Source organism: Burkholderia sp. AU6039 (assembly GCF_002223365.1).
In the GTDB taxonomy this organism is placed as follows: domain Bacteria; phylum Pseudomonadota; class Gammaproteobacteria; order Burkholderiales; family Burkholderiaceae; genus Burkholderia.
In genome coordinates this window covers 822,762-839,506 of sequence record NZ_NKFK01000004.1, presented here as the reverse complement: position 1 = coordinate 839,506, position 16,745 = coordinate 822,762, and the positions used below count along the sequence as shown (strand labels likewise).

18 protein-coding genes are annotated in these 16,745 nt (G+C 68.9%); 3 read left to right on the top strand and 15 right to left on the bottom strand.

Annotation, left to right across the window (positions count from 1 at the left end; all coding sequences use genetic code 11):
- Window positions 1-44: 44 nt before the first annotated feature.
- The 9 genes from CFB39_RS16610 to CFB39_RS16570 form a co-directional block, all read right to left on the bottom strand.
- Window positions 45-263, bottom strand: a complete 219-nt coding sequence (locus CFB39_RS16610) for a hypothetical protein (protein ID WP_021162109.1) — start codon at window positions 261-263, stop codon at window positions 45-47.
- Window positions 263-739, bottom strand: a complete 477-nt coding sequence (locus CFB39_RS16605; protein ID WP_089473675.1) for a hypothetical protein — start codon at window positions 737-739, stop codon at window positions 263-265. The genes CFB39_RS16610 and CFB39_RS16605 overlap by 1 nt, the downstream gene beginning before the upstream one ends.
- Window positions 740-806: 67 nt before the next feature.
- On the bottom strand, window positions 807-1,127 hold the full coding sequence (locus tag CFB39_RS16600; RefSeq protein WP_089473674.1) for a DNA-binding transcriptional regulator: 321 nt from the start codon (window positions 1,125-1,127) through the stop codon (window positions 807-809).
- Complete coding sequence (locus CFB39_RS16595) at window positions 1,120-1,485, bottom strand: type II toxin-antitoxin system RelE/ParE family toxin (RefSeq protein ID WP_089473673.1); 366 nt, start codon at window positions 1,483-1,485, stop codon at window positions 1,120-1,122. Before CFB39_RS16595 ends, CFB39_RS16600 begins: the two co-directional genes overlap by 8 nt.
- 129 nt (window positions 1,486-1,614) lie before the next feature.
- Window positions 1,615-3,432 (bottom strand): glutamine--fructose-6-phosphate transaminase (isomerizing), encoded by a 1,818-nt coding sequence (gene glmS / locus CFB39_RS16590; RefSeq protein ID WP_089473672.1) that lies wholly within the window; start codon window positions 3,430-3,432, stop codon window positions 1,615-1,617.
- 55 nt (window positions 3,433-3,487) lie between these two features.
- A complete protein-coding gene (glmU, locus tag CFB39_RS16585; protein WP_089473671.1) occupies window positions 3,488-4,849 on the bottom strand; it encodes a bifunctional UDP-N-acetylglucosamine diphosphorylase/glucosamine-1-phosphate N-acetyltransferase GlmU in 1,362 nt (453 codons plus the stop codon).
- Between the two features lie 134 nt (window positions 4,850-4,983).
- The gene (gene ttcA, locus CFB39_RS16580) at window positions 4,984-5,979 is read right to left on the bottom strand and encodes a tRNA 2-thiocytidine(32) synthetase TtcA (RefSeq protein ID WP_089473670.1); all 996 of its coding nucleotides are present in this window, start codon (window positions 5,977-5,979) and stop codon (window positions 4,984-4,986) included.
- The gene (locus CFB39_RS16575) at window positions 5,976-6,380 is read right to left on the bottom strand and encodes a dihydroneopterin aldolase (RefSeq protein ID WP_039355357.1); all 405 of its coding nucleotides are present in this window, start codon (window positions 6,378-6,380) and stop codon (window positions 5,976-5,978) included. Before CFB39_RS16575 ends, ttcA begins: the two co-directional genes overlap by 4 nt.
- A gap of 79 nt (window positions 6,381-6,459) precedes the next feature.
- A complete protein-coding gene (locus CFB39_RS16570) occupies window positions 6,460-7,203 on the bottom strand; it encodes an SDR family oxidoreductase (RefSeq protein ID WP_089473669.1) in 744 nt (247 codons plus the stop codon).
- A 13-nt stretch (window positions 7,204-7,216) separates the two neighbouring features.
- Between CFB39_RS16570 and CFB39_RS16565 the strand changes: the two genes are divergently transcribed.
- Together CFB39_RS16565 and CFB39_RS16560 are read left to right on the top strand one after the other, a co-directional pair.
- Window positions 7,217-8,410 carry a class I SAM-dependent methyltransferase gene (locus tag CFB39_RS16565; protein ID WP_089473668.1) on the top strand — a complete coding sequence of 398 codons (1,194 nt, stop codon included), beginning with the start codon at window positions 7,217-7,219 and terminating at the stop codon, window positions 8,408-8,410.
- A gap of 11 nt (window positions 8,411-8,421) precedes the next feature.
- On the top strand, window positions 8,422-8,616 hold the full coding sequence (locus tag CFB39_RS16560) for a DUF2905 domain-containing protein (protein ID WP_039355363.1): 195 nt from the start codon (window positions 8,422-8,424) through the stop codon (window positions 8,614-8,616).
- Between the two features lie 22 nt (window positions 8,617-8,638).
- On the opposite strand, the gene CFB39_RS16555 is transcribed toward CFB39_RS16560, so the two are convergent.
- From CFB39_RS16555 to CFB39_RS16530, 6 genes are all read right to left on the bottom strand, one after another.
- Window positions 8,639-8,860, bottom strand: coding sequence for a hypothetical protein (locus CFB39_RS16555; RefSeq protein ID WP_069249042.1), 222 nt, complete (start codon window positions 8,858-8,860; stop codon window positions 8,639-8,641).
- Window positions 8,861-8,961: 101 nt separating this feature from the next.
- A complete protein-coding gene (locus CFB39_RS16550) occupies window positions 8,962-9,870 on the bottom strand; it encodes a carbohydrate kinase (protein WP_089473667.1) in 909 nt (302 codons plus the stop codon).
- Window positions 9,867-11,147 carry an AGE family epimerase/isomerase gene (locus CFB39_RS16545; RefSeq protein ID WP_089473666.1) on the bottom strand — a complete coding sequence of 427 codons (1,281 nt, stop codon included), beginning with the start codon at window positions 11,145-11,147 and terminating at the stop codon, window positions 9,867-9,869. Before CFB39_RS16545 ends, CFB39_RS16550 begins: the two co-directional genes overlap by 4 nt.
- Window positions 11,144-12,166, bottom strand: coding sequence for a LacI family DNA-binding transcriptional regulator (locus CFB39_RS16540; RefSeq protein WP_089473665.1), 1,023 nt, complete (start codon window positions 12,164-12,166; stop codon window positions 11,144-11,146). The genes CFB39_RS16545 and CFB39_RS16540 overlap by 4 nt, the downstream gene beginning before the upstream one ends.
- Window positions 12,167-12,518: 352 nt before the next feature.
- Window positions 12,519-14,357: a phosphodiesterase gene (locus CFB39_RS16535; protein ID WP_089473803.1), complete on the bottom strand. Its 1,839-nt coding sequence runs from the start codon at window positions 14,355-14,357 to the stop codon at window positions 12,519-12,521.
- A 221-nt stretch (window positions 14,358-14,578) separates the two neighbouring features.
- On the bottom strand, window positions 14,579-15,610 hold the full coding sequence (locus CFB39_RS16530; protein ID WP_089473664.1) for a bile acid:sodium symporter family protein: 1,032 nt from the start codon (window positions 15,608-15,610) through the stop codon (window positions 14,579-14,581).
- Window positions 15,611-15,956: 346 nt separating this feature from the next.
- Between CFB39_RS16530 and CFB39_RS16525 the strand changes: the two genes are divergently transcribed.
- Entirely contained in the window at window positions 15,957-16,442 is a 486-nt protein-coding gene (locus tag CFB39_RS16525; protein ID WP_089473663.1) for a peptide-binding protein, read from the top strand.
- Window positions 16,443-16,745: the final 303 nt, after the last annotated feature.

The following is a 16,745-nucleotide window of genomic DNA, read 5'->3' as shown; positions in this document are numbered from 1 at the left end:
CATGACGCCCCTTTTTTCATGTGCGGAGTGCGGCCGGCGCTGGCTCAGCGGTGGCTGTCGATCCAGGCGCGGGCCCATTCGAGCCCTGCTTCGCGCGCGTCGTCCTCGGTGTCGAACACACCGAGCACGCCCGACGCCTCGACCAGCTTGTTGTTCTGCGTGATCGTGCCGCTCGCCGCGAAGCGCTCGGGTTGCAGGATCTCGTCCTGCTGCAGGATCGCGTGGCCCCAGATCTGGTAGCCGTGGTAGGTTTGCGCTTCCATTATCGAGTCACCTCCGCGGCGCGGCCGTGCGTGCCGACCTGCAGCACGTTGCCGTCCGGCGTGTATTGACGCGGGATGTTGGAGTAATTCAGTGCGTGCGGCGCATCGGGCGCAGCCGGCTGCATCACCGTCAGGCGTCCCGGTGCGGGCTGCGCAACGGGGCGTGGAGCGGCCGGCGTCCCGGCCGCGGGCGGGCGATGCGAATCGGCTTTCACCGCCTGCGCGACGCGGCGCTTGTGCGGTTTCGCCGCGGCTTTCGGGGTGGCGTTCGCGTGCTTCTCCGCGCTCTTGCCGGTGCGCGCGTCGGCGCCCGTGTGCGTGGCCGGCATACGGGCTTCTGGCGTACGGGCTTCCGGCGCATGGGCTGCCGGCTTCCGCGCCTCGGGCGGGTTCCAGACCTCGACGTAATGCTCGGCGGCCCAGCCCGTCGACGCGAACGTCAGCGCCAGCACACCGCATCCAATCAGTCTTACCATTGTCTCTCCGTCATATTCCTTGCGACCCGCGTTCAGCCGGCCGTGCATGCGCATTCGGGGCAGTGGCTCAGGAGAACACCTCGAGCCCGTGCTTCTCGACGATCTGCAGCATCCGGGCGGCGATGCCGCTCGGCCGCTTGTCGCCCTGTTCCCATTGGCGGATCGTCGAAGCCGTCGTGTTCAGGTAGAGCGCGAACACACTCTGGCTGACGTTGACGGATTTGCGGATGCGGGCGATTGCCTCGGGGTCGAACTGCGGCGCGGCTTCGATGCAGAGATCGTCGTATTCGCGCATCGTCTTCTTGTCGATCAGCTTGGCGCAATAGAGGCCCGACGCGGCGCTGTGAATCGCCTCCGTCGCATCGCTCTTGAATCGACTCTTAGCCATTGCAAATCTCCACAGGCTCTTTAAGTGCGATCAGCGTCGCGACCTCGGTGTCGCTGCGGCGCCCGATATCCGCGGCGAGCTTTCTGAAGGCGCGCAGTTCGCGTTCGTCGATGTCGTCCCGATCGCGTTTCGCGAACAGGAACACGAACACCCACGCTCGCCCGACCTTGCTCAGCACGATCCCGCGCTGCCGATTGCCGTCCAGGCGCTTTTTCCAGACGTTGCCGCCGAGCTCGGTGCCCTGGCCGCGTGCCAGTTCCTGCGCGACGCGGCAGAGTTCGGCATCGGCGATACCTGATTTTCTCGCTGCCTTGTGAAACCACTTCGTCTTGAAGACGCGTCGTACGGAAGCAGGCATGTCGGGTCGGTCGAGTTTGCACAGGATTATATACCACCAGGTGGTATATATTTCGACCTGGCCGAATGGCCTGCTTCACGACGGACCGCGCCCGGGACGGCCCGGCGGAGGCTATCCCGGCTTCCCGCCTTATTCCACCGTCACCGACTTCGCGAGGTTCCGCGGCTTGTCGACGTCGGTGCCGCGCGCGCACGCGGTGTGATACGCGAGCAATTGCAGCGGCACGACGTGCAGGATCGGCGACAGTTGCCCGTAGTGCTCCGGCATCCGGATCACGTGCAGGCCGTCGTCGTTGACGATCTGCGTGTCGGCATCGGCGAACACGTACAGCTCGCCGCCGCGCGCACGCACTTCCTGCATGTTCGACTTCAGCTTCTCGAGCAGCGTGTCGTTCGGCGCGACCGTGACGACCGGCATCGCTTCCGTGACGAGCGCGAGCGGCCCGTGCTTCAGTTCGCCGGCCGGATAGGCCTCGGCGTGGATGTACGAGATTTCCTTCAGCTTCAGCGCGCCTTCGAGCGCGATCGGGTAGTGCAGCCCACGGCCGAGGAACAGCGCGTTTTCCTTGCGCGCGAATTCCTCCGACCACGCGATGATCTGCGGCTCCAGCGCGAGCACGCTGTTCAGCGCGGCCGGCAGATGGCGCAGCTGCTTCAGGAATTCGGCTTCCTGCGCGGCATCGACGTGCCCGCGCAGCTTGCCGAGCGTGGCCGCCAGCACGAACAGCGCGACGAGCTGCGTCGTGAACGCCTTCGTCGACGCGACGCCGATCTCGGTGCCCGCGTGCGTCAGGAACTGCATTTCGGTGAGGCGCACCATCGCGCTCGTCGCGACGTTGCAGACCGCGAGCGTATGCGTATGGCCGAGCGACTGCGCGTGCTTGAGCGCGGCGAGCGTGTCGGCGGTCTCGCCCGACTGCGAGATCACCAGCACGAGCTGGCGCGGGTTCGGCACCGATTCGCGGTAGCGGTATTCGCTCGCGATCTCGACCTGGGTCGGGATCTTCGCGATCGATTCGAGCCAGTACTTCGCGGTCAGGCCCGAGTAGTAGCTCGTACCGCACGCGAGGATCAGCAGGCTGTCGATGTCCGCGAACGCGGCGGGCGCGGCGTCACCGAACAGCGTCGCGTCGAATGCGTCCGCCTGGGGCACGGTATCGCTGATCGCGCGCGGCTGCTCGAAGATTTCCTTCTGCATGAAGTGGCGATACGGCCCGAGTTCGACCGCGCCGCCGTAGGCGCTGACCACGCGGATCTCGCGCTGCACGGTGGCGCCGTTGCGGTCGACGATCTTCACGCCGTCGAGCGACAGCTCGCACACGTCGCCTTCCTCGAGGAACGTGAAGCGGTCGGTGCTGCCCGCGAGCGCGAGTGCGTCGGACGCGAGGAAGTTCTCGCCGTCGCCGTGGCCGACCACGAGCGGCGAACCCTGGCGCGCGCCGACGACGGTGTGCGGCTGGTCCTTGTGGATCACGGCGATCGCATACGCGCCGTGCAGCTGGCCGACCGCCTCGCGCACCGCGTCGAACAGGTTGCCGCGATACAGGCTGTGCACGAGGTGGGCGATCACTTCGGTGTCGGTCTGCGACACGAATTCGTAGCCCTTCGCGCGCAGCGCTTCGCGCAGCGATTCGAAGTTCTCGATGATGCCGTTGTGGACGAGTGCGAGCGCGTTCGACGAGAAGATCGGGTGCGCGTTGTGCGTGACGGGCGCGCCGTGCGTCGCCCAGCGCGTGTGCGCGACGCCGGTGGTGCCTTCGAGGTGCGATTCGCGCACCTGCGCGTCGAGATCGGCGACGCGTGCGACGCTGCGCGCGCGCTTCGGTGCGTCCGGCTCGAGCACGGCGACGCCGCACGAGTCGTAGCCACGGTATTCGAGGCGCCGCAATCCTTCGATCAGCACCGGAACGATATTACGCTGCGCAACTGCGCCGACAATGCCGCACATGAATGAGTGAGTCCTGTAAGTCGACGCGGACGCCGTCGGGGCGCCCGCAAAAGGTTCAGCTTTTCTTCTTGACCGGGCGGACGTAGCCGCTCTTCGCGGTCTGGGTCTTCTCGTTCAACGCGAGCAGGCCGTCGGCCACGTCCTTCCAGATCGTCGTGCCGGCGGCGATCGTCACGCCGCGGCCGACGCGCACGGGCGCGACGAGCTGCGTGTCGGAGCCGACGAACACGTCGTCCTCGATCACGGTGCGGAACTTGTTCGCGCCGTCGTAGTTGCAGGTGATCGTGCCCGCGCCGATGTTCACGCGCGCGCCGATGTCGGCGTCGCCGATGTACGTGAGGTGGTTCGCCTTCGAGCCGTGGCCGATCACCGCGTTCTTCACCTCGACGAAGTTGCCGACGTGCGCTTCGTCCGCGAGTTGCGCGCCGGGGCGCAGCCGCGCGTACGGGCCGATCACGGTGTGCGCGCCGAGCTCGGCGCCGTCGATGTGCGTGAACGCGTCGATGCGCGTGCCCGCGCCGACCGACGCGTTGCGGATCACGCAGTTCGCGCCGATCGTCACGTTGTCGGCGAGCGTCACGTTGCCTTCGAACACGCAGTTCACGTCGATCGACACGTCGCGCCCGCAGCGCAGCGTGCCGCGCACGTCGACGCGCGCCGGATCGGCGAGCGTGACGCCCGCGACGAGCAGTGCGTCGGCGATGTTGCGCTGGTGGATGCGTTCGAGCTCGGCGAGCTGCGCCTTGCTGTTCACGCCGAGCGTTTCCCATTCCTCGTCGGGCTGCGCGGTGACGACCTCGAAACCGGCCTCGATCGCCAGTTCGACGACGTCGGTCAGGTAGTACTCGCCCTGCGCGTTCTCGTTCTTCAGCGCGCCGAGCCACATCGACAGCTGGGCTGTGGGCGTGACGATGATGCCGGTGTTGATCTCGGCGATCTTCAGCTGTTCGGGCGATGCGTCCTTCTGTTCGACGATGCGCGTGACGAAGCCGGCCGCGTCGCGCACGATGCGGCCGTAGCCGGTCGGATCGTCGAGCGTGACCGTCAGAATCCCGTAGCGGCCTTCGCGCGCGGCGTCGACGAGGCGCTGCAAGGTCGACGCGCGCGTGAGCGGCACGTCGCCGTACAGCACGAGCGTCGGTTGCGCGGGATCGAGGAGCGGCAGCGCCTGGCGCACCGCGTGGCCGGTGCCGAGCTGCTCGGCCTGCACCGCGAACTGGACGTCGGGCGCGGCGACGGCGGCCTGGACCTGCTCGGCGCCGTGACCGACGACGACGACGAGCCGGGACGGCTGCAGCGTGCGCGCGGTGTCGATGACGTGGGAGAGGAGCGGCCTGCCGGCCAGGGGATGAAGCACTTTCGGCAGCGCGGAACGCATGCGCTTGCCGGTGCCTGCCGCCAAAATCACGATATTCATGGCGCCAGCTGTAAGAGGAGTTCGAAGCCGCCTATTTTAGCATGCGGCCCCCGGCGTCCCGGGCCTGTCGCGGCGGGGCGACAGTGCCGGAAAGAGGACTTGCGGCCCCGTTCCGACAAGGGTTCCGGCCCCGCTTACAGGTCGTCGAACTGGACGATCGAGATCGGTTGGGCGCCGCCCGGCGCCGCGCTGTCGTCGCCCGACGCGCACGGTTCCTCGTCGAACGCGATGTCGCCCTGCGGATCGGCCTCGCCCGTCGCGCGCAGCGACTGGAACGGGTACAGCGTCGTGTCCATCAGGTGCGACGGCACGACCTTCGCGAGCGCGTTGAACATGTTCTCGACGCGGCCCGGGAAGCGCTTGTCCCATTCGCGGATCAGCGCCTTCATTTCCGCGCGCTTCAGGTTCGGCTGGCTGCCGCACAGGTTGCACGGGATGATCGGGAATTCGCGCAGTTCCGCGTATTTCTCCAGATCGGTTTCCTTCACGTACGCGAGCGGGCGGATCACGATGTTCTTGCCGTCGTCCGACTGCAGCTTCGGCGGCATCCCCTTCAGCTTGCCGCCGTAGAACATGTTGAGCAGCAGCGTCTGCACGATGTCGTCGCGGTGGTGGCCGAGCGCGATCTTGGTCGCGCCGAGCTCGCCGGCCACGCGGTACAGGATCCCGCGGCGCAGCCGCGAGCACAGCGAGCAGGTCGTCTTGCCCTCGGGCACGAGCCGCTTGACGATGCTGTAGGTGTCCTGGTTCTCGATGTGGAACGGCACGCCGACCTGCTTCAGGTATTCCGGCAGCACGTGCTCGGGGAAGCCCGGCTGCTTCTGGTCGAGGTTCACCGCGACGATGTCGAAATCGATCGGCGCGCGCTCGCGCAGGCGCAGCAGCACGTCGAGCATCGCATAGCTGTCCTTGCCGCCCGACAGGCACACCATCACCTTGTCGCCTTGCTCGATCATGTTGAAGTCGCCGATCGCCTGGCCGACCTGGCGCACGATCCGCTTGAACAGCTTGTTGTTCTCGTACGCGTCCTTCTGTTCGCGGCGCGTCAGCGCCGGGCGGCCGGCCGGGACGGCGGGCGTGTCGAGTGTGGCGGCATCGGCCGCCGTGTCATTCATGTGGGGGGCGTTCATGTGCGCTCCTCGTCCTTGATGCGAAAGACTTCGACGCCGACGGCGTCGCAGTCCGGATAAGCGTCCGGTTTCTCGGTACAGACGCGTACCGCGCGCACGGCATCGTGCGCCAGCAGGCGCGCGGCGATCGCGTCGCACAGCGTTTCCTGCAGGTGGATGTGGCCGCGCGCCAGGCATTGCGTGACGCTCTGCTTCATCAGATCGTAGTCGACGATTTCATGCAGCCGGTCGTCGACCGGGGTGGACAGCGCGAGCGGCACGAACAGGTCGATATTGATGACGACGCGCTGCTCGCCGCGCTTCTCGTGTTCGAACGCACCGATGTTGATGTGCACTTCGTAGTCGCGCAGGTAGAGCCTGCGGCAGTCCGCGAGGCGGGGGTGCAGGAGAGCGGAAAACATGGTCGTCCCAGTCAAATTGGCGTGCGCGCACGCAAAGCGGCGCGGGCGGCGGCGCTCAGGCCGCGCGTTTCCGCGCAGTTCATTCATTCGGGCCGGCGGCGGGCGGCACGAGGTGCTCGCCGCCGTCGACGGTCAGCGTCGCGCCGGTGACGCCCGGCGCGCTCGCGAGATAGCAGGCGGCCGCCGCGATGTCGTCCGCGTGCGGCGCATGGCCGCGCACGAGCGCCGCGACCCGCACCTTCGGCGCGAGCGCCAGCGCCAGCGCCGACGTCGCGCGGTTCAGCGCGGCCTGCATCAGCGCGTGCGACATCTGCGCCGGCGCAGGGTGAAACAGGGCCTGATCCAGCACGTGGATCGCGCAGGCGCGCAGCGCCTCGTGCTCGCGCGCGGCGTCGGGCGTCGCATCGGCGAGCGCGCGGGCCAGCGCGAGCGGCGCCGTCACGTTGCGCGCGAGGGCGGCGGCGAGCGACGCGCCGTCCACCGTGTGCGCGTCGTCGGCGCCGGCGCTGGCGCTCACGAACACCGCACACGCGGGCCGGCCGAGCGCCGCGCCGCATGCGGCGACGAGTCCGGCGGCGTCGGCTTCCAGGGCCAGATCGGCGTCGAGCACGACCGCGCGGCGGCCGAGCGCCGCGACTTCGGCGACGAGTGCGTCGGCTGCCGCATGCGGCGCGCCGTGGCTGCGCTGCAGCGCGACGTCCCAGCCGCGCCGGGCGAATCCGGTGGCGAGCGCACGACCGATCGACGCGGCGTCGGCCGCGCTGCCCAGGGCACCCGTGACGAGCGCCACGCGCTGGGTCGACATATCGGCTGAAACGGTCATTTACAATGCCGGGATGAACCCGAAAGCTCACGAACCCGCTAGTTTACCTGCTCCCGGCCCTGACGCGCTTGCGCAGTCCGAAACCCTCGCCGCGCAACTGCGCGACGAGATCGCGGCGGCCGGCGGCTGGCTGCCGTTCGACCGCTTCATGGAGCGCGCGCTGTATGCGCCCGGCCTCGGTTATTACAGCGGCGGCGCGCGCAAGTTCGGGCGCCGCGCCGACGACGGCAGTGACTTCGTCACCGCGCCCGAGCTGTCGCCGCTGTTCGCGCAGACGCTCGCGCAGCCGGTCGCGGAAGCGCTTGCGGCGAGCGGCACGCGCAGCGTGATGGAATTCGGCGCCGGCACGGGCAAGCTCGCGGCCGGGCTGCTCGCGGCGCTCGACGCGCTGGGCGTCGAACTCGACGCCTACCTGATCGTCGACCTGTCCGGCGAGCTGCGCGAGCGGCAGCACGACACGATCACGGCCGCCGCGCCGGCGCTCGCCGCGAAGGTGCGCTGGCTCGATGCGCTGCCCGAGCGGTTCGACGGCGTCGTGGTCGGCAACGAGGTGCTCGATGCGATGCCGGTGCGGCTGTTCGCGAAGGCGGGCGGCGCATGGCAGGAGCGCGGCGTCGCGCTCGACGCGCGGCAGGCGTTCGTGTTCGAGGACCGTCCGGCCGCACCGGCCGGCTTGCCGCCGGTACTCGCGGGCCTCGACGATGCGGCGGATGGCTACGTGACCGAGACGCACGAGGCCGCGCTGGCGTTCACGCGCACCGTCTGCACGATGCTCGGGCGCGGCGCGGTGCTGCTGGTCGACTACGGCTTTCCCGCGCACGAGTACTACCACCCGCAGCGCGACCGCGGCACGCTGATGTGCCACTACCGTCACCATGCGCACGACGATCCGTTCCTGTACCCGGGGCTGCAGGACATCACCGCGCACGTCGAATTCACCGGCATCTACGACGCGGCCGTCGCGACCGGCGCCGATTTGCTCGGTTACACGTCGCAGGCGCGCTTCCTGCTGAACGCGGGCATCACCGATGCGCTATCCGCGATCGATCCGTCGGACATCCACGCGTTCCTGCCGGCCGCGAACGCGGTGCAGAAGCTGATTTCCGAAGCCGAGATGGGCGAGCTGTTCAAGGTGATCGCGTTCTCGCGCGGCATCGACGGCACGCTCGACGCGTTCGCGCGCGGCGACCGCTCGCACGCACTCTGACGGGAGCCGACATGCTGCGCTGGCTGATGACGTCGTTCGTCGCGGTGATGATCCTGACGCGCTGCTGGCCGTGGCTCGGCAAGCTCGGCATCGGGCGGATGCCGGGCGACGTCACGCTGACGCTTGGCGGGCGGCGCTACCCGTTCCCGTTCATGTCGACGCTGGTGCTGACGATGCTACTGTCGATGGTGGCGCGGCTGCTCTGAGCCGCGCCCGAATGGCGGCGCGCTACAGCTCGATTTCGCCGAGGATCCGGTGCGCGAGCGCCTTTGCCTCCTCGAACGCTTCCTCCTCGCTGGGGCTCGTCGAGTGGACGTCGTAGCGCGTGTTCTCGGTGTCGTCCCCGTCGTCCCGCGCGAGGATCACGTAACCCTGGAACTGCCCGTTGCCCGCATGCTGGGTATGCGCCTTGGCCGTGTAGATGCCCTTCGTGAACGTGTTGGTGTCCATGGTGCTCTCCCGCAAAAGGACACTTCATCGTAGCACTGCGGCGCAGCATGTACAGCGCGGCTTATCGGTGACCGAACGGAGTCCGGCCGCCATCCTGCCCGTCATCGTTCGATCAGTGCGACGACCTCGTCGAGCGTCGGCGCGTGCGCGCCCGTATGCCGGCAGGCCGCGGCGCCCGCCGCCAGCGCGAACACGAGGTGCTCGCGCCAGGTTCGCTGCGGCGCGGCCATCAGGCTGAACAGCATGCCGCCGATCGACGCGTCGCCCGCACCGACGGTGTCGGCGACCTCCACGCGCGGCGGGCTCGCTTCATGTACGTCGCCGTCCGCGTAGAGCGTCGCCGCCTGCGCGCCGCGCGTGACGAGCACGGCCGCGCGCGGGTTCAGCGCGCGCACCGCGGCAATCGCGTCGGGGCCGTCGCCGCCGAACAGGTGCCGCAGGTCCTCGTCGGACACCTTGATCAGGTCGGCGAGCGCGGCCATCTTCTCGAGCGTCGGCCGGAACGCGGCCGTCATCAGGTTCCGGACGTTCGGGTCGAAGCTGATCTTCACGCCGCGCGCGTGCAGGTCGGCCGCGAGCGCGGCCAGCGTGCTGGCGAGCGGTTCGCGCACGAGGCTGATGCAGCCGAAGTGCGCCCATTTCACGTGGTCGGTCCAGCCGGCCGGCAGTTGCGCCGGATCGAACGCGAGGTCGGCGCTCGCTTCGCCGATGAAGAAGTACGCGGGCGGGCGCGTCTCGTGGACGATCGCGAGCAGCGGCGGCCGTGCGACGCGCTGCAGGAAGCGCAGGTCGAGCCCGGCCGCTTCGCTCGTGCGCCACAGCACGTCGGAGAAGCAGTCTTCGCCGATCGAGCCCGCGAGCGCGCTCGGCACGCCGAGCCGCGCGACCGCGCGCGCGACGTTCCAGCCGGCGCCGCCCGGCACCGAGGCCCATTGCGCGTCACCCGCGCGCACCATGTCGGTCAGGATGTCGCCCGCCGACACGAAAGCCGGAAACGTGCCGCCGCTCATTGCGTCGGCTCGCTGCGTTGCGCGCGCGCGAGGGTCGCGAGCACGTCGTAGCATGCGCCCATCGTGTGATAGTCGGTCTTGCCGGCCGGGCTCTTCTCGTCGCTGTACTTGCGGTTGTCGCAGGTGAGGATGCGGTACCACGCGCCGTAGCGGTGATCGACGAAGTGGGCCCAGCTGTAGCGCCAGATCTCGTCGTACCAGTCCCAGAAGCGCTCGCTGCCGGTGCGCGCGCCGAGCATCGCGGCGGCCGCGAAGGTTTCCGCCTGCACCCAGAAATACTTGTTGTGGTCGCAGATCGTGAAGTCGGGGCCGAAGCCGTAATACAGGCCGCCGTGATCGGCGTCCCACGCGTGCGTGAGCGCCGCGTCGAACAGCTCGGCCGCGCGCGGCACGAGCCAGTCGAGCGGGCGGTGCCGCTCGAGGATCAGCAGCAGCTTCGCCCATTCGGTCTGGTGCCCGGGCTGGAAGCCCCACGGGCGGAAGATGTTCGAGCTGTCTTCCTTGTTGTAATCCCAGTCGACCGACCAGTCCGCATGGTAGTGCTCCCACACGAGCCCGCCCGACAGCGCGGCCTGCCGCTGCGTGATGTGGGACGCGAGCTTTTCCGCGCGATCGAGGTACGTGAGGTGGCCGGTCGCCTCGTACGCGGCGAGCAGCGCCTCCGTCATGTGCATGTTCGCGTTCTGGCCGCGGTACGACGACACGATCCAGTTCGGCGTCGCATCGTCCGCATAGAGGCCCGCGGCCGCATCCCAGAAACGGTGCTCGGCGAGCTCGAAGGTGGCCGCGATCAGCGGGCGGGCCTCGTCGATGCCGGCCATCGTCGCGTGCGCGGCCGCGAGCAGCACGAACGCGAGCCCGTAGCAGTGGCGCGTGCCGTCGAGCGTCGCGCGCTTCGCGCCGTCGCGCCAGTCGAGTTCCCAGTCGTAGCCCTGCAGCTCGTCGTCCCAGTGCGCGTCGCGCAGGAAGCGCAGCCCGTGGCGCGCGTATTCCAGGTGGCGCGGATCGCCGAAATGCCGGTACGCCATCGCGTAGTTGAAGACGAACCGGCAACTGCTGACGAGGTGGCGCGACGTGCGGTTGTAGATGCTGCCGTCGTCGCGGAAGTAGTGGTAGAAGCCGCCCGTCGGGTCGAACGCGTTCGTCGCGTAGAAGCGCAGCGTGTCCTCGATGTGCGACAGCAGGAACGACGGATCGCGGAAACTCGCGACGAACGGCGCAGCTTGCGTGTGGGTGGCCGGCGCGGCCGTGCAGGGTTGGACCGGGGGCATGTTCATGATGATTCGGTGACCGTGGCGGTATCGAGTGCCGGGGAGCCGGCGGGCTGGCTGCTGGCCCGCACGATCAGCTCGACGGGCAGGGAAATCTCGGTGCGCTCGGGCGCTTCAGCGAGCAGCAGCTCGACGCCGCGGCGGCCGAGCGCCTCCTTGTCGACCGCGAGCGTCGTGAGCGGCGGGCTCGCGTGCGCGGCGGCCGGGATGTTGTCGAAGCCGACGATCGCGATGTCGTCGGGAATGCGCAGCCCGCGCGCGATGCAGACGCGCTGCGCGGCGAGCGCGGCCGCGTCGTTGTACGCGAACACGGCTTCCGGGCGCGGGCCCGGCGCGTCGAGCAGCTGCTCCATCGCGCGTGCTGCGCCGGTGTCGGGATCGAGCCCCGCATCGATCGTCACTTCGTACGCGGGATCGAACAGCCGCCCGGCCTCGAAGAACGCGCGCCGGTAGCCGATCGCGCGCTGCGCGATGCTGTAGTGCGCGGGCGAGCCGCCGATGAACGCGATCCGCGTGCGGCCGGTGGCGAGCAGGTGGCGCATCGCGAGCGCCGCGCCCGTCGCGTTGTCGATGTTCACCGAGCGCAGTCCGGGCGCCCACAGGTCGATCAGCACGAGCGGTCGGCCGGTCGCGGCGAGCGCCTCGATCGTCTCGGGCTCGATGAAGCCGGCCACCGCGATCGCGTCGGGCGCGTGCGGGCGCATCTGGCGCAGCACGTCGTCGTTCGGCCCGACCGTGAGCAGCGTCGGCACGATGCCGCGCTCGCGGCACGCGTCCTCGACGCCATGCAGCACGTGCGAGAAGAACGGGCTGGCCGGAAAGCGGTTGTGCTGGCGATGCAGCAGGAAGGTGAGCCGGCGGATGCGCGGCCGCAGTTGCGCGGGATCGTAGCCGAGCCGCTGCGCGATCTCGACGATGCGCGCACGCGTGGCTTCGGAAAGGCCCGGCTGGTTTTTCAGCGCGCGGGAGACGGTGCCGATCGAGACCTCTGCCGCCCGCGCCACATCGCGAATGGTCGTACCCATCGTTCGGGGTCCGGTTTGTTTAGGGTGAAAGCGATTGTATAGTAAAACGTATTGCGGAATTCGGGCCGGATAGCCGGGGAATACCCGCAAATTCCCGGGTTTTAAGCGCTAATCTGCGAAAACACCGTTACTAAAAATACTAAACAAAACGCGAAAAAGGCAAGGTGAACGTGCGGGTGCATGGCGAGCGGCAAGCGGGCTGGCTTCACGCATTCGCGCGAGTCGTGCGAGGTTGCCTCCGCGGGTCGCCGGAGAGGCTCGGCGCAACTAACGGTCTGGTTGCCTGGCGGGTGAACGTGCGCCATCGCCGCATCGGGCGCCGCCGTGTCTGCAGGCGGCGATCGCCCGCCGTTCAGCGGATTGCCACGGCCGGCGGTTCGCCGCGATGGCGCAGCGCGGTGCGGCCCGCATCGAGGTCGACGACCGCGAGCCCATCCGGCTGCTGTTTCGCGCGCCGCTTCGCGAGCGCGGCGACCGACGCGATCTCGTCGCTGCCGTAGCGTTTCGCGCCGTGCGCGCCGGCCGCCACGCCGACCGCGCCGATCGCCATCGTCACGAAGCCGAAGAACGCCGGGTTGCCGTGGCGGTCCTCGCCGTGCAGCCCGCCCGCCTGCCGGTCGGCCTGTGTGTAGAAGAGCTGCGCGCCTTCGTTGAAGCGGGCGATCGCGTCGGCGGCGCGTTCGCGCCAGTCGGCGCGCTGGAACAGCACGAGGAAATCGTCGCCGCCGACGTGCCCGAGAAAGTCGCGCTGCGGGTCGCACACGCCGGCCAGCACCGTCGCCGCGAACTTCAGCACCTCGTCGCCCTGCCAGTAGCCGTACTGGTCGTTGAACGGCTTGAACTGGTTCAGGTCGACGTAGCACGCATGAAAGCCGGCGTCGCGCTGGAGCAGGCGGTCGATGTGCGCGCTGATCGGGATGTTGCCGGGCAGGAACGTCAGCGGATTCGCGTAGCGCGCGGCCTCGATGCGCATCTCGGTCACCGCGCGCACCAGGCTCTCGCCGGTGCCGAGCCCGACGTAGCGGCCGTGTTCGGTGATCACGAAGCCGTCCGCGAGATAGCGCTGGTCGTGGCTCGCGAGCAGCATCGCGAGCTGCTCGAAGGTCGTCGCGTTGTCGATCATCAGCGGCGCGTCGTTTGCGAACTGCAGGCACGGCTTCTTCCCGAACACCTCGCGGTGATACGGCAGCGCGAAGCGGTCGATGAAGCCGCGGCGATTCACGAGCGCGACGGGCCGCCCGCGTTCGACGAGCGCGACCGCATGCAGGTCGGGCATCCGGTTGAACAGGTCGAGCACGTCGTTGCTGGTCGCGTCGCGCGGCAGCGCCGGCGCCGGCACCAGCATCTTCCCGGCGATCGTGCCGGCCGGCCGCACCGAGCGCGTCGCGCCGGGAAACACCGCGATGTGCGGCGCGCGGATCGCATCGCGCGCGGCCGGCGCGACGACCCGCGACGGCTGCGCGTTCGGCCGGCCGAGCAGGAAGCCCTGCACGCAGCAGATGCCCATGTCGCGCACGACGATCAGGTCGCTTTCGTTCTCGATGCCTTCCGCGATCAGTTTCGCGCCGCTCGCCTGCGCGAAGTGCTGCATTGCCTTCACGGCTTCGAACTTGAGCGGGTCGCGGGCGATGTCGTGGATGAAGAAGCGGTCGATCTTCACGACATCCGGATGCAGGCGCAGCCACAGGTTCATGCTCGCGTTCGCGGTGCCGTAGTCGTCGAGCGCGAACTGGATGCCGGCGTCGCGCAGCGAGGCGACCGCCGGGCCGATCTGGGCGACATCGGGAATCGCATTCTGCTCGGTCAGCTCGATCACGATGCGCTCGGCGCCGATCCGCGCGCGGACGAGCAGCTGGCGTGCACGCTCGCGTTCGCTGGCGAGCTTCAGGATCGTCCCGGCGCTGAAGTTGAGGAACAGCTTGCCGTCGCAGCCGAGTGCCGCGAATGCGTCGAGGCAGGTGCGCGCGGCGGCCTGTTCGAGCGCGATCGTCTCGCCTTCGCGCGCGGCCTGCGCGAACAGCGCGGCGGGCGGTTCGAGGTCGGTGCCGCGCGGGCCGCGTATCAGGCCCTCGTAGCCGACGACCGTCCCCGACCCGAGATCGACGATCGGCTGGAAGACGGCGGCGAGCGCGCGATCCGCGATCAGGCGCGTGATGCTGGCGGCAGCGGAATCGGAGTGGGGCGCGGGCATGGGCGAGAGCAGCCGAATCGACGGGACGCCCGACTTAACGGCATCGCCCGCGGAGAATTGAATGAAGATTTCGTGACGCGATGGGCGCTGGTGGTGCATCGCGCTTGGGGCGCACCGGGGTGCATTGGGAAGAGGGGTGCGGCGGTGAGGCGGGAAGGCGGGAGGGCGGGAGGGCGGGAGGGCGAAACCGCCGGGACGGCACCCCCCCGCCGCCCTGCTCGTCAGCGCTTGCCCGCGCTGAGCGCCCCGGGCGCCGATGCCGCGTCGCCCTCGTCGTGCTCGCCGCTCATGTCGCGCGCGCCCCAGCGCTGCGCAAGCGCCGCACACGCCATCAGCTGGATCTGGTGGAACAGCATCAACGGCAGCACGATCGCGCCGACCGCGTTCGCCGAGAAGATCACCTTCGCCATCGGCACGCCGGCCGCGAGGCTCTTCTTCGACCCGCAGAAGATGATCGTGATCTGGTCGGCGCGGTTGAAGCCGAGCCGCTTGCTGACGAACGCGGTCAGCAGCAGCGCGATCGCGAGCAGCACGAGGTTGACGACGAGCAGGCCGCCGAGCGCGCGCGGCGGGATCTGGTGCCACAGGCCTTCGTTGACGGCCTCGCTGAAGGCGACGTAGACGACGAGCAGGATCGAGCCCTGGTCGACGAAGCGCAGCACGCCGCGGTTGCGGTCGATCCAGCCGCCGATCACGGGCCGCAGCAACTGGCCGGCGATGAACGGTACGAGCAGCTGCATCACGATGCTGCCGACGGTGCTCCACGGCGACGCGGCGGCCGCCGACTGCGACGTGATCATCAGCCCGACGAGCGCCGGCGTGACGAAAATCCCGAGCAGGCTCGACGCGGATGCCGCGCACACGGCGGCCGGCACGTTGCCCTTCGCGATCGACGTGAACGCGATCGACGACTGGACCGTCGACGGCAGCGTGCACAGGAACAGCACGCCCGCGTACAGCGTCGGCGTGACGAGCGGCTGCAGCACGGGTTTCAGCGCGAGGCCGAGCAGCGGGAACAGCGCGAACGTGCTGAGCAGCACGACCGCGTGCAGCCGCCAGTGGGTCGCACCCGCGATGACGGCTTCGCGTGACAGCTTCGCGCCGTGCAGGAAGAACAGCAGGCCGACGGCGATGTTGGTCGCCCAGTTGAACGCATGGGCGGCCGGGCCACGGCACGGCAGGAAGCTCGCGAGCACGACGGTGCCGACGAGCGCGAGCGTGAAGTTGTCGGGAAGAAAACGGGGACGGGCCATCGGGAACTCGATTCGGAAACGACAAAGGCGCGCGTCGCGCGCGCGGATGGCGTCATTGTCCCGGTCGGCGATTCACTACACAAATGCATTGTGGGAATCGATTGATGAACCAATCTCATGCAGCAGCGCCCACGGCGCCGGCCCGGCCGGGCGCAAAACGGCAGAAGAATGTTCTGTCGCGGTCGCGCCCGGAAGTGAAAAAACCTAGCAGTAACATGGTGTTACACCGATGCCGGCGACATAACACTTTTTGGCTCGACACGCTTTCGGCCCGCTCATAAATTACTGCTGAAAGCCTTGGGTCGGCCGAAAGGAGCCGGCGGCGGGCGTGGACAGGCACTGAACGATGACGGAACGGGTGAAACGGAAGATCGGACGATGGGTGGCAGGCGTGCTCGGCGCGCTGCTGTTGCCGCTCGCGCTCGCGCAACCGCCCCACGGCGGCGGTCATGCGTTCGGCGGCCACGGCTTCGGTGGCGGCGACATGCGCGCGTACGGTCAGCCGGCTGGTGGTGGGCCCGTCTGGCGCCGCGCGGCGCCTCTCGCCGGTGCACGCGCCGGCGGCGTGAACGGCTACGGCTCCCGCTGGGGGCTGCGGCCGACGCCGTCGTATGGCCATTACGCCGCGCAAAGCCCGTATCGTCCGATCAGCGCCGACGTGCGCCAGGTGCCGCGCCCGCCGGGCGGTGGCAACGTGCCGCTGCGTGCCGGTTCGATCCGCGCCGACGTCGCGCGCTACAACGAGGAGCGCGGCGGACGTCCGATGCCGCCGCCTCGCTCGCAGGAAGAGCCTGCGCACTCGCCGTCTTTCTCCCCGTTCTACCGAAACTGAGCGCCCGCGCGCTCGTCCCTCCGCCGGCTGATGCGAATTCGCCACAGTCGCGCACAGATTTCCGCTGATTTTCCCGTCGCATTGCGCTATCTTTCGCGCCCGGCTCGCGTGTGCCCCGCTGCCGTCCCGCCGCGCGACCGCGTTCGTGCGGGGCCGCCGGCAGGTGCCCGGCCATGTATCCATTCCGCGAAGTTAATGCCGCCGCTATACCCGCAATAAGTGTGCGCAATTTTGACCGGACGAATGATCCGTAAAGATGGCTGCGCCCCATACGACGCAAGCACTCGGCTCCAAAAAACAACG

Bases quoted from the DNA above. Each gene is read 5' to 3' on its own strand.
- CFB39_RS16610 (WP_021162109.1), bottom strand. From the start codon at position 263: ATGGAAGCGCAAACCTACCACGGCTACCAGATCTGGGGCCACGCGATC.
- CFB39_RS16605 (WP_089473675.1), bottom strand. From the start codon at position 739: ATGGTAAGACTGATTGGATGCGGTGTGCTGGCGCTGACGTTCGCGTCG.
- CFB39_RS16600 (WP_089473674.1), bottom strand. From the start codon at position 1,127: ATGGCTAAGAGTCGATTCAAGAGCGATGCGACGGAGGCGATTCACAGC.
- CFB39_RS16595 (WP_089473673.1), bottom strand. From the start codon at position 1,485: ATGCCTGCTTCCGTACGACGCGTCTTCAAGACGAAGTGGTTTCACAAG.
- glmS (WP_089473672.1), bottom strand. From the start codon at position 3,432: ATGTGCGGCATTGTCGGCGCAGTTGCGCAGCGTAATATCGTTCCGGTG.
- glmU (WP_089473671.1), bottom strand. From the start codon at position 4,849: ATGAATATCGTGATTTTGGCGGCAGGCACCGGCAAGCGCATGCGTTCC.
- ttcA (WP_089473670.1), bottom strand. From the start codon at position 5,979: ATGAACGCCCCCCACATGAATGACACGGCGGCCGATGCCGCCACACTC.
- CFB39_RS16575 (WP_039355357.1), bottom strand. From the start codon at position 6,380: ATGTTTTCCGCTCTCCTGCACCCCCGCCTCGCGGACTGCCGCAGGCTC.
- CFB39_RS16570 (WP_089473669.1), bottom strand. From the start codon at position 7,203: ATGACCGTTTCAGCCGATATGTCGACCCAGCGCGTGGCGCTCGTCACG.
- CFB39_RS16565 (WP_089473668.1), top strand. From the start codon at position 7,217: ATGAACCCGAAAGCTCACGAACCCGCTAGTTTACCTGCTCCCGGCCCT.
- CFB39_RS16560 (WP_039355363.1), top strand. From the start codon at position 8,422: ATGCTGCGCTGGCTGATGACGTCGTTCGTCGCGGTGATGATCCTGACG.
- CFB39_RS16555 (WP_069249042.1), bottom strand. From the start codon at position 8,860: ATGGACACCAACACGTTCACGAAGGGCATCTACACGGCCAAGGCGCAT.
- CFB39_RS16550 (WP_089473667.1), bottom strand. From the start codon at position 9,870: ATGAGCGGCGGCACGTTTCCGGCTTTCGTGTCGGCGGGCGACATCCTG.
- CFB39_RS16545 (WP_089473666.1), bottom strand. From the start codon at position 11,147: ATGAACATGCCCCCGGTCCAACCCTGCACGGCCGCGCCGGCCACCCAC.
- CFB39_RS16540 (WP_089473665.1), bottom strand. From the start codon at position 12,166: ATGGGTACGACCATTCGCGATGTGGCGCGGGCGGCAGAGGTCTCGATC.
- CFB39_RS16535 (WP_089473803.1), bottom strand. From the start codon at position 14,357: ATGCCCGCGCCCCACTCCGATTCCGCTGCCGCCAGCATCACGCGCCTG.
- CFB39_RS16530 (WP_089473664.1), bottom strand. From the start codon at position 15,610: ATGGCCCGTCCCCGTTTTCTTCCCGACAACTTCACGCTCGCGCTCGTC.
- CFB39_RS16525 (WP_089473663.1), top strand. From the start codon at position 15,957: ATGACGGAACGGGTGAAACGGAAGATCGGACGATGGGTGGCAGGCGTG.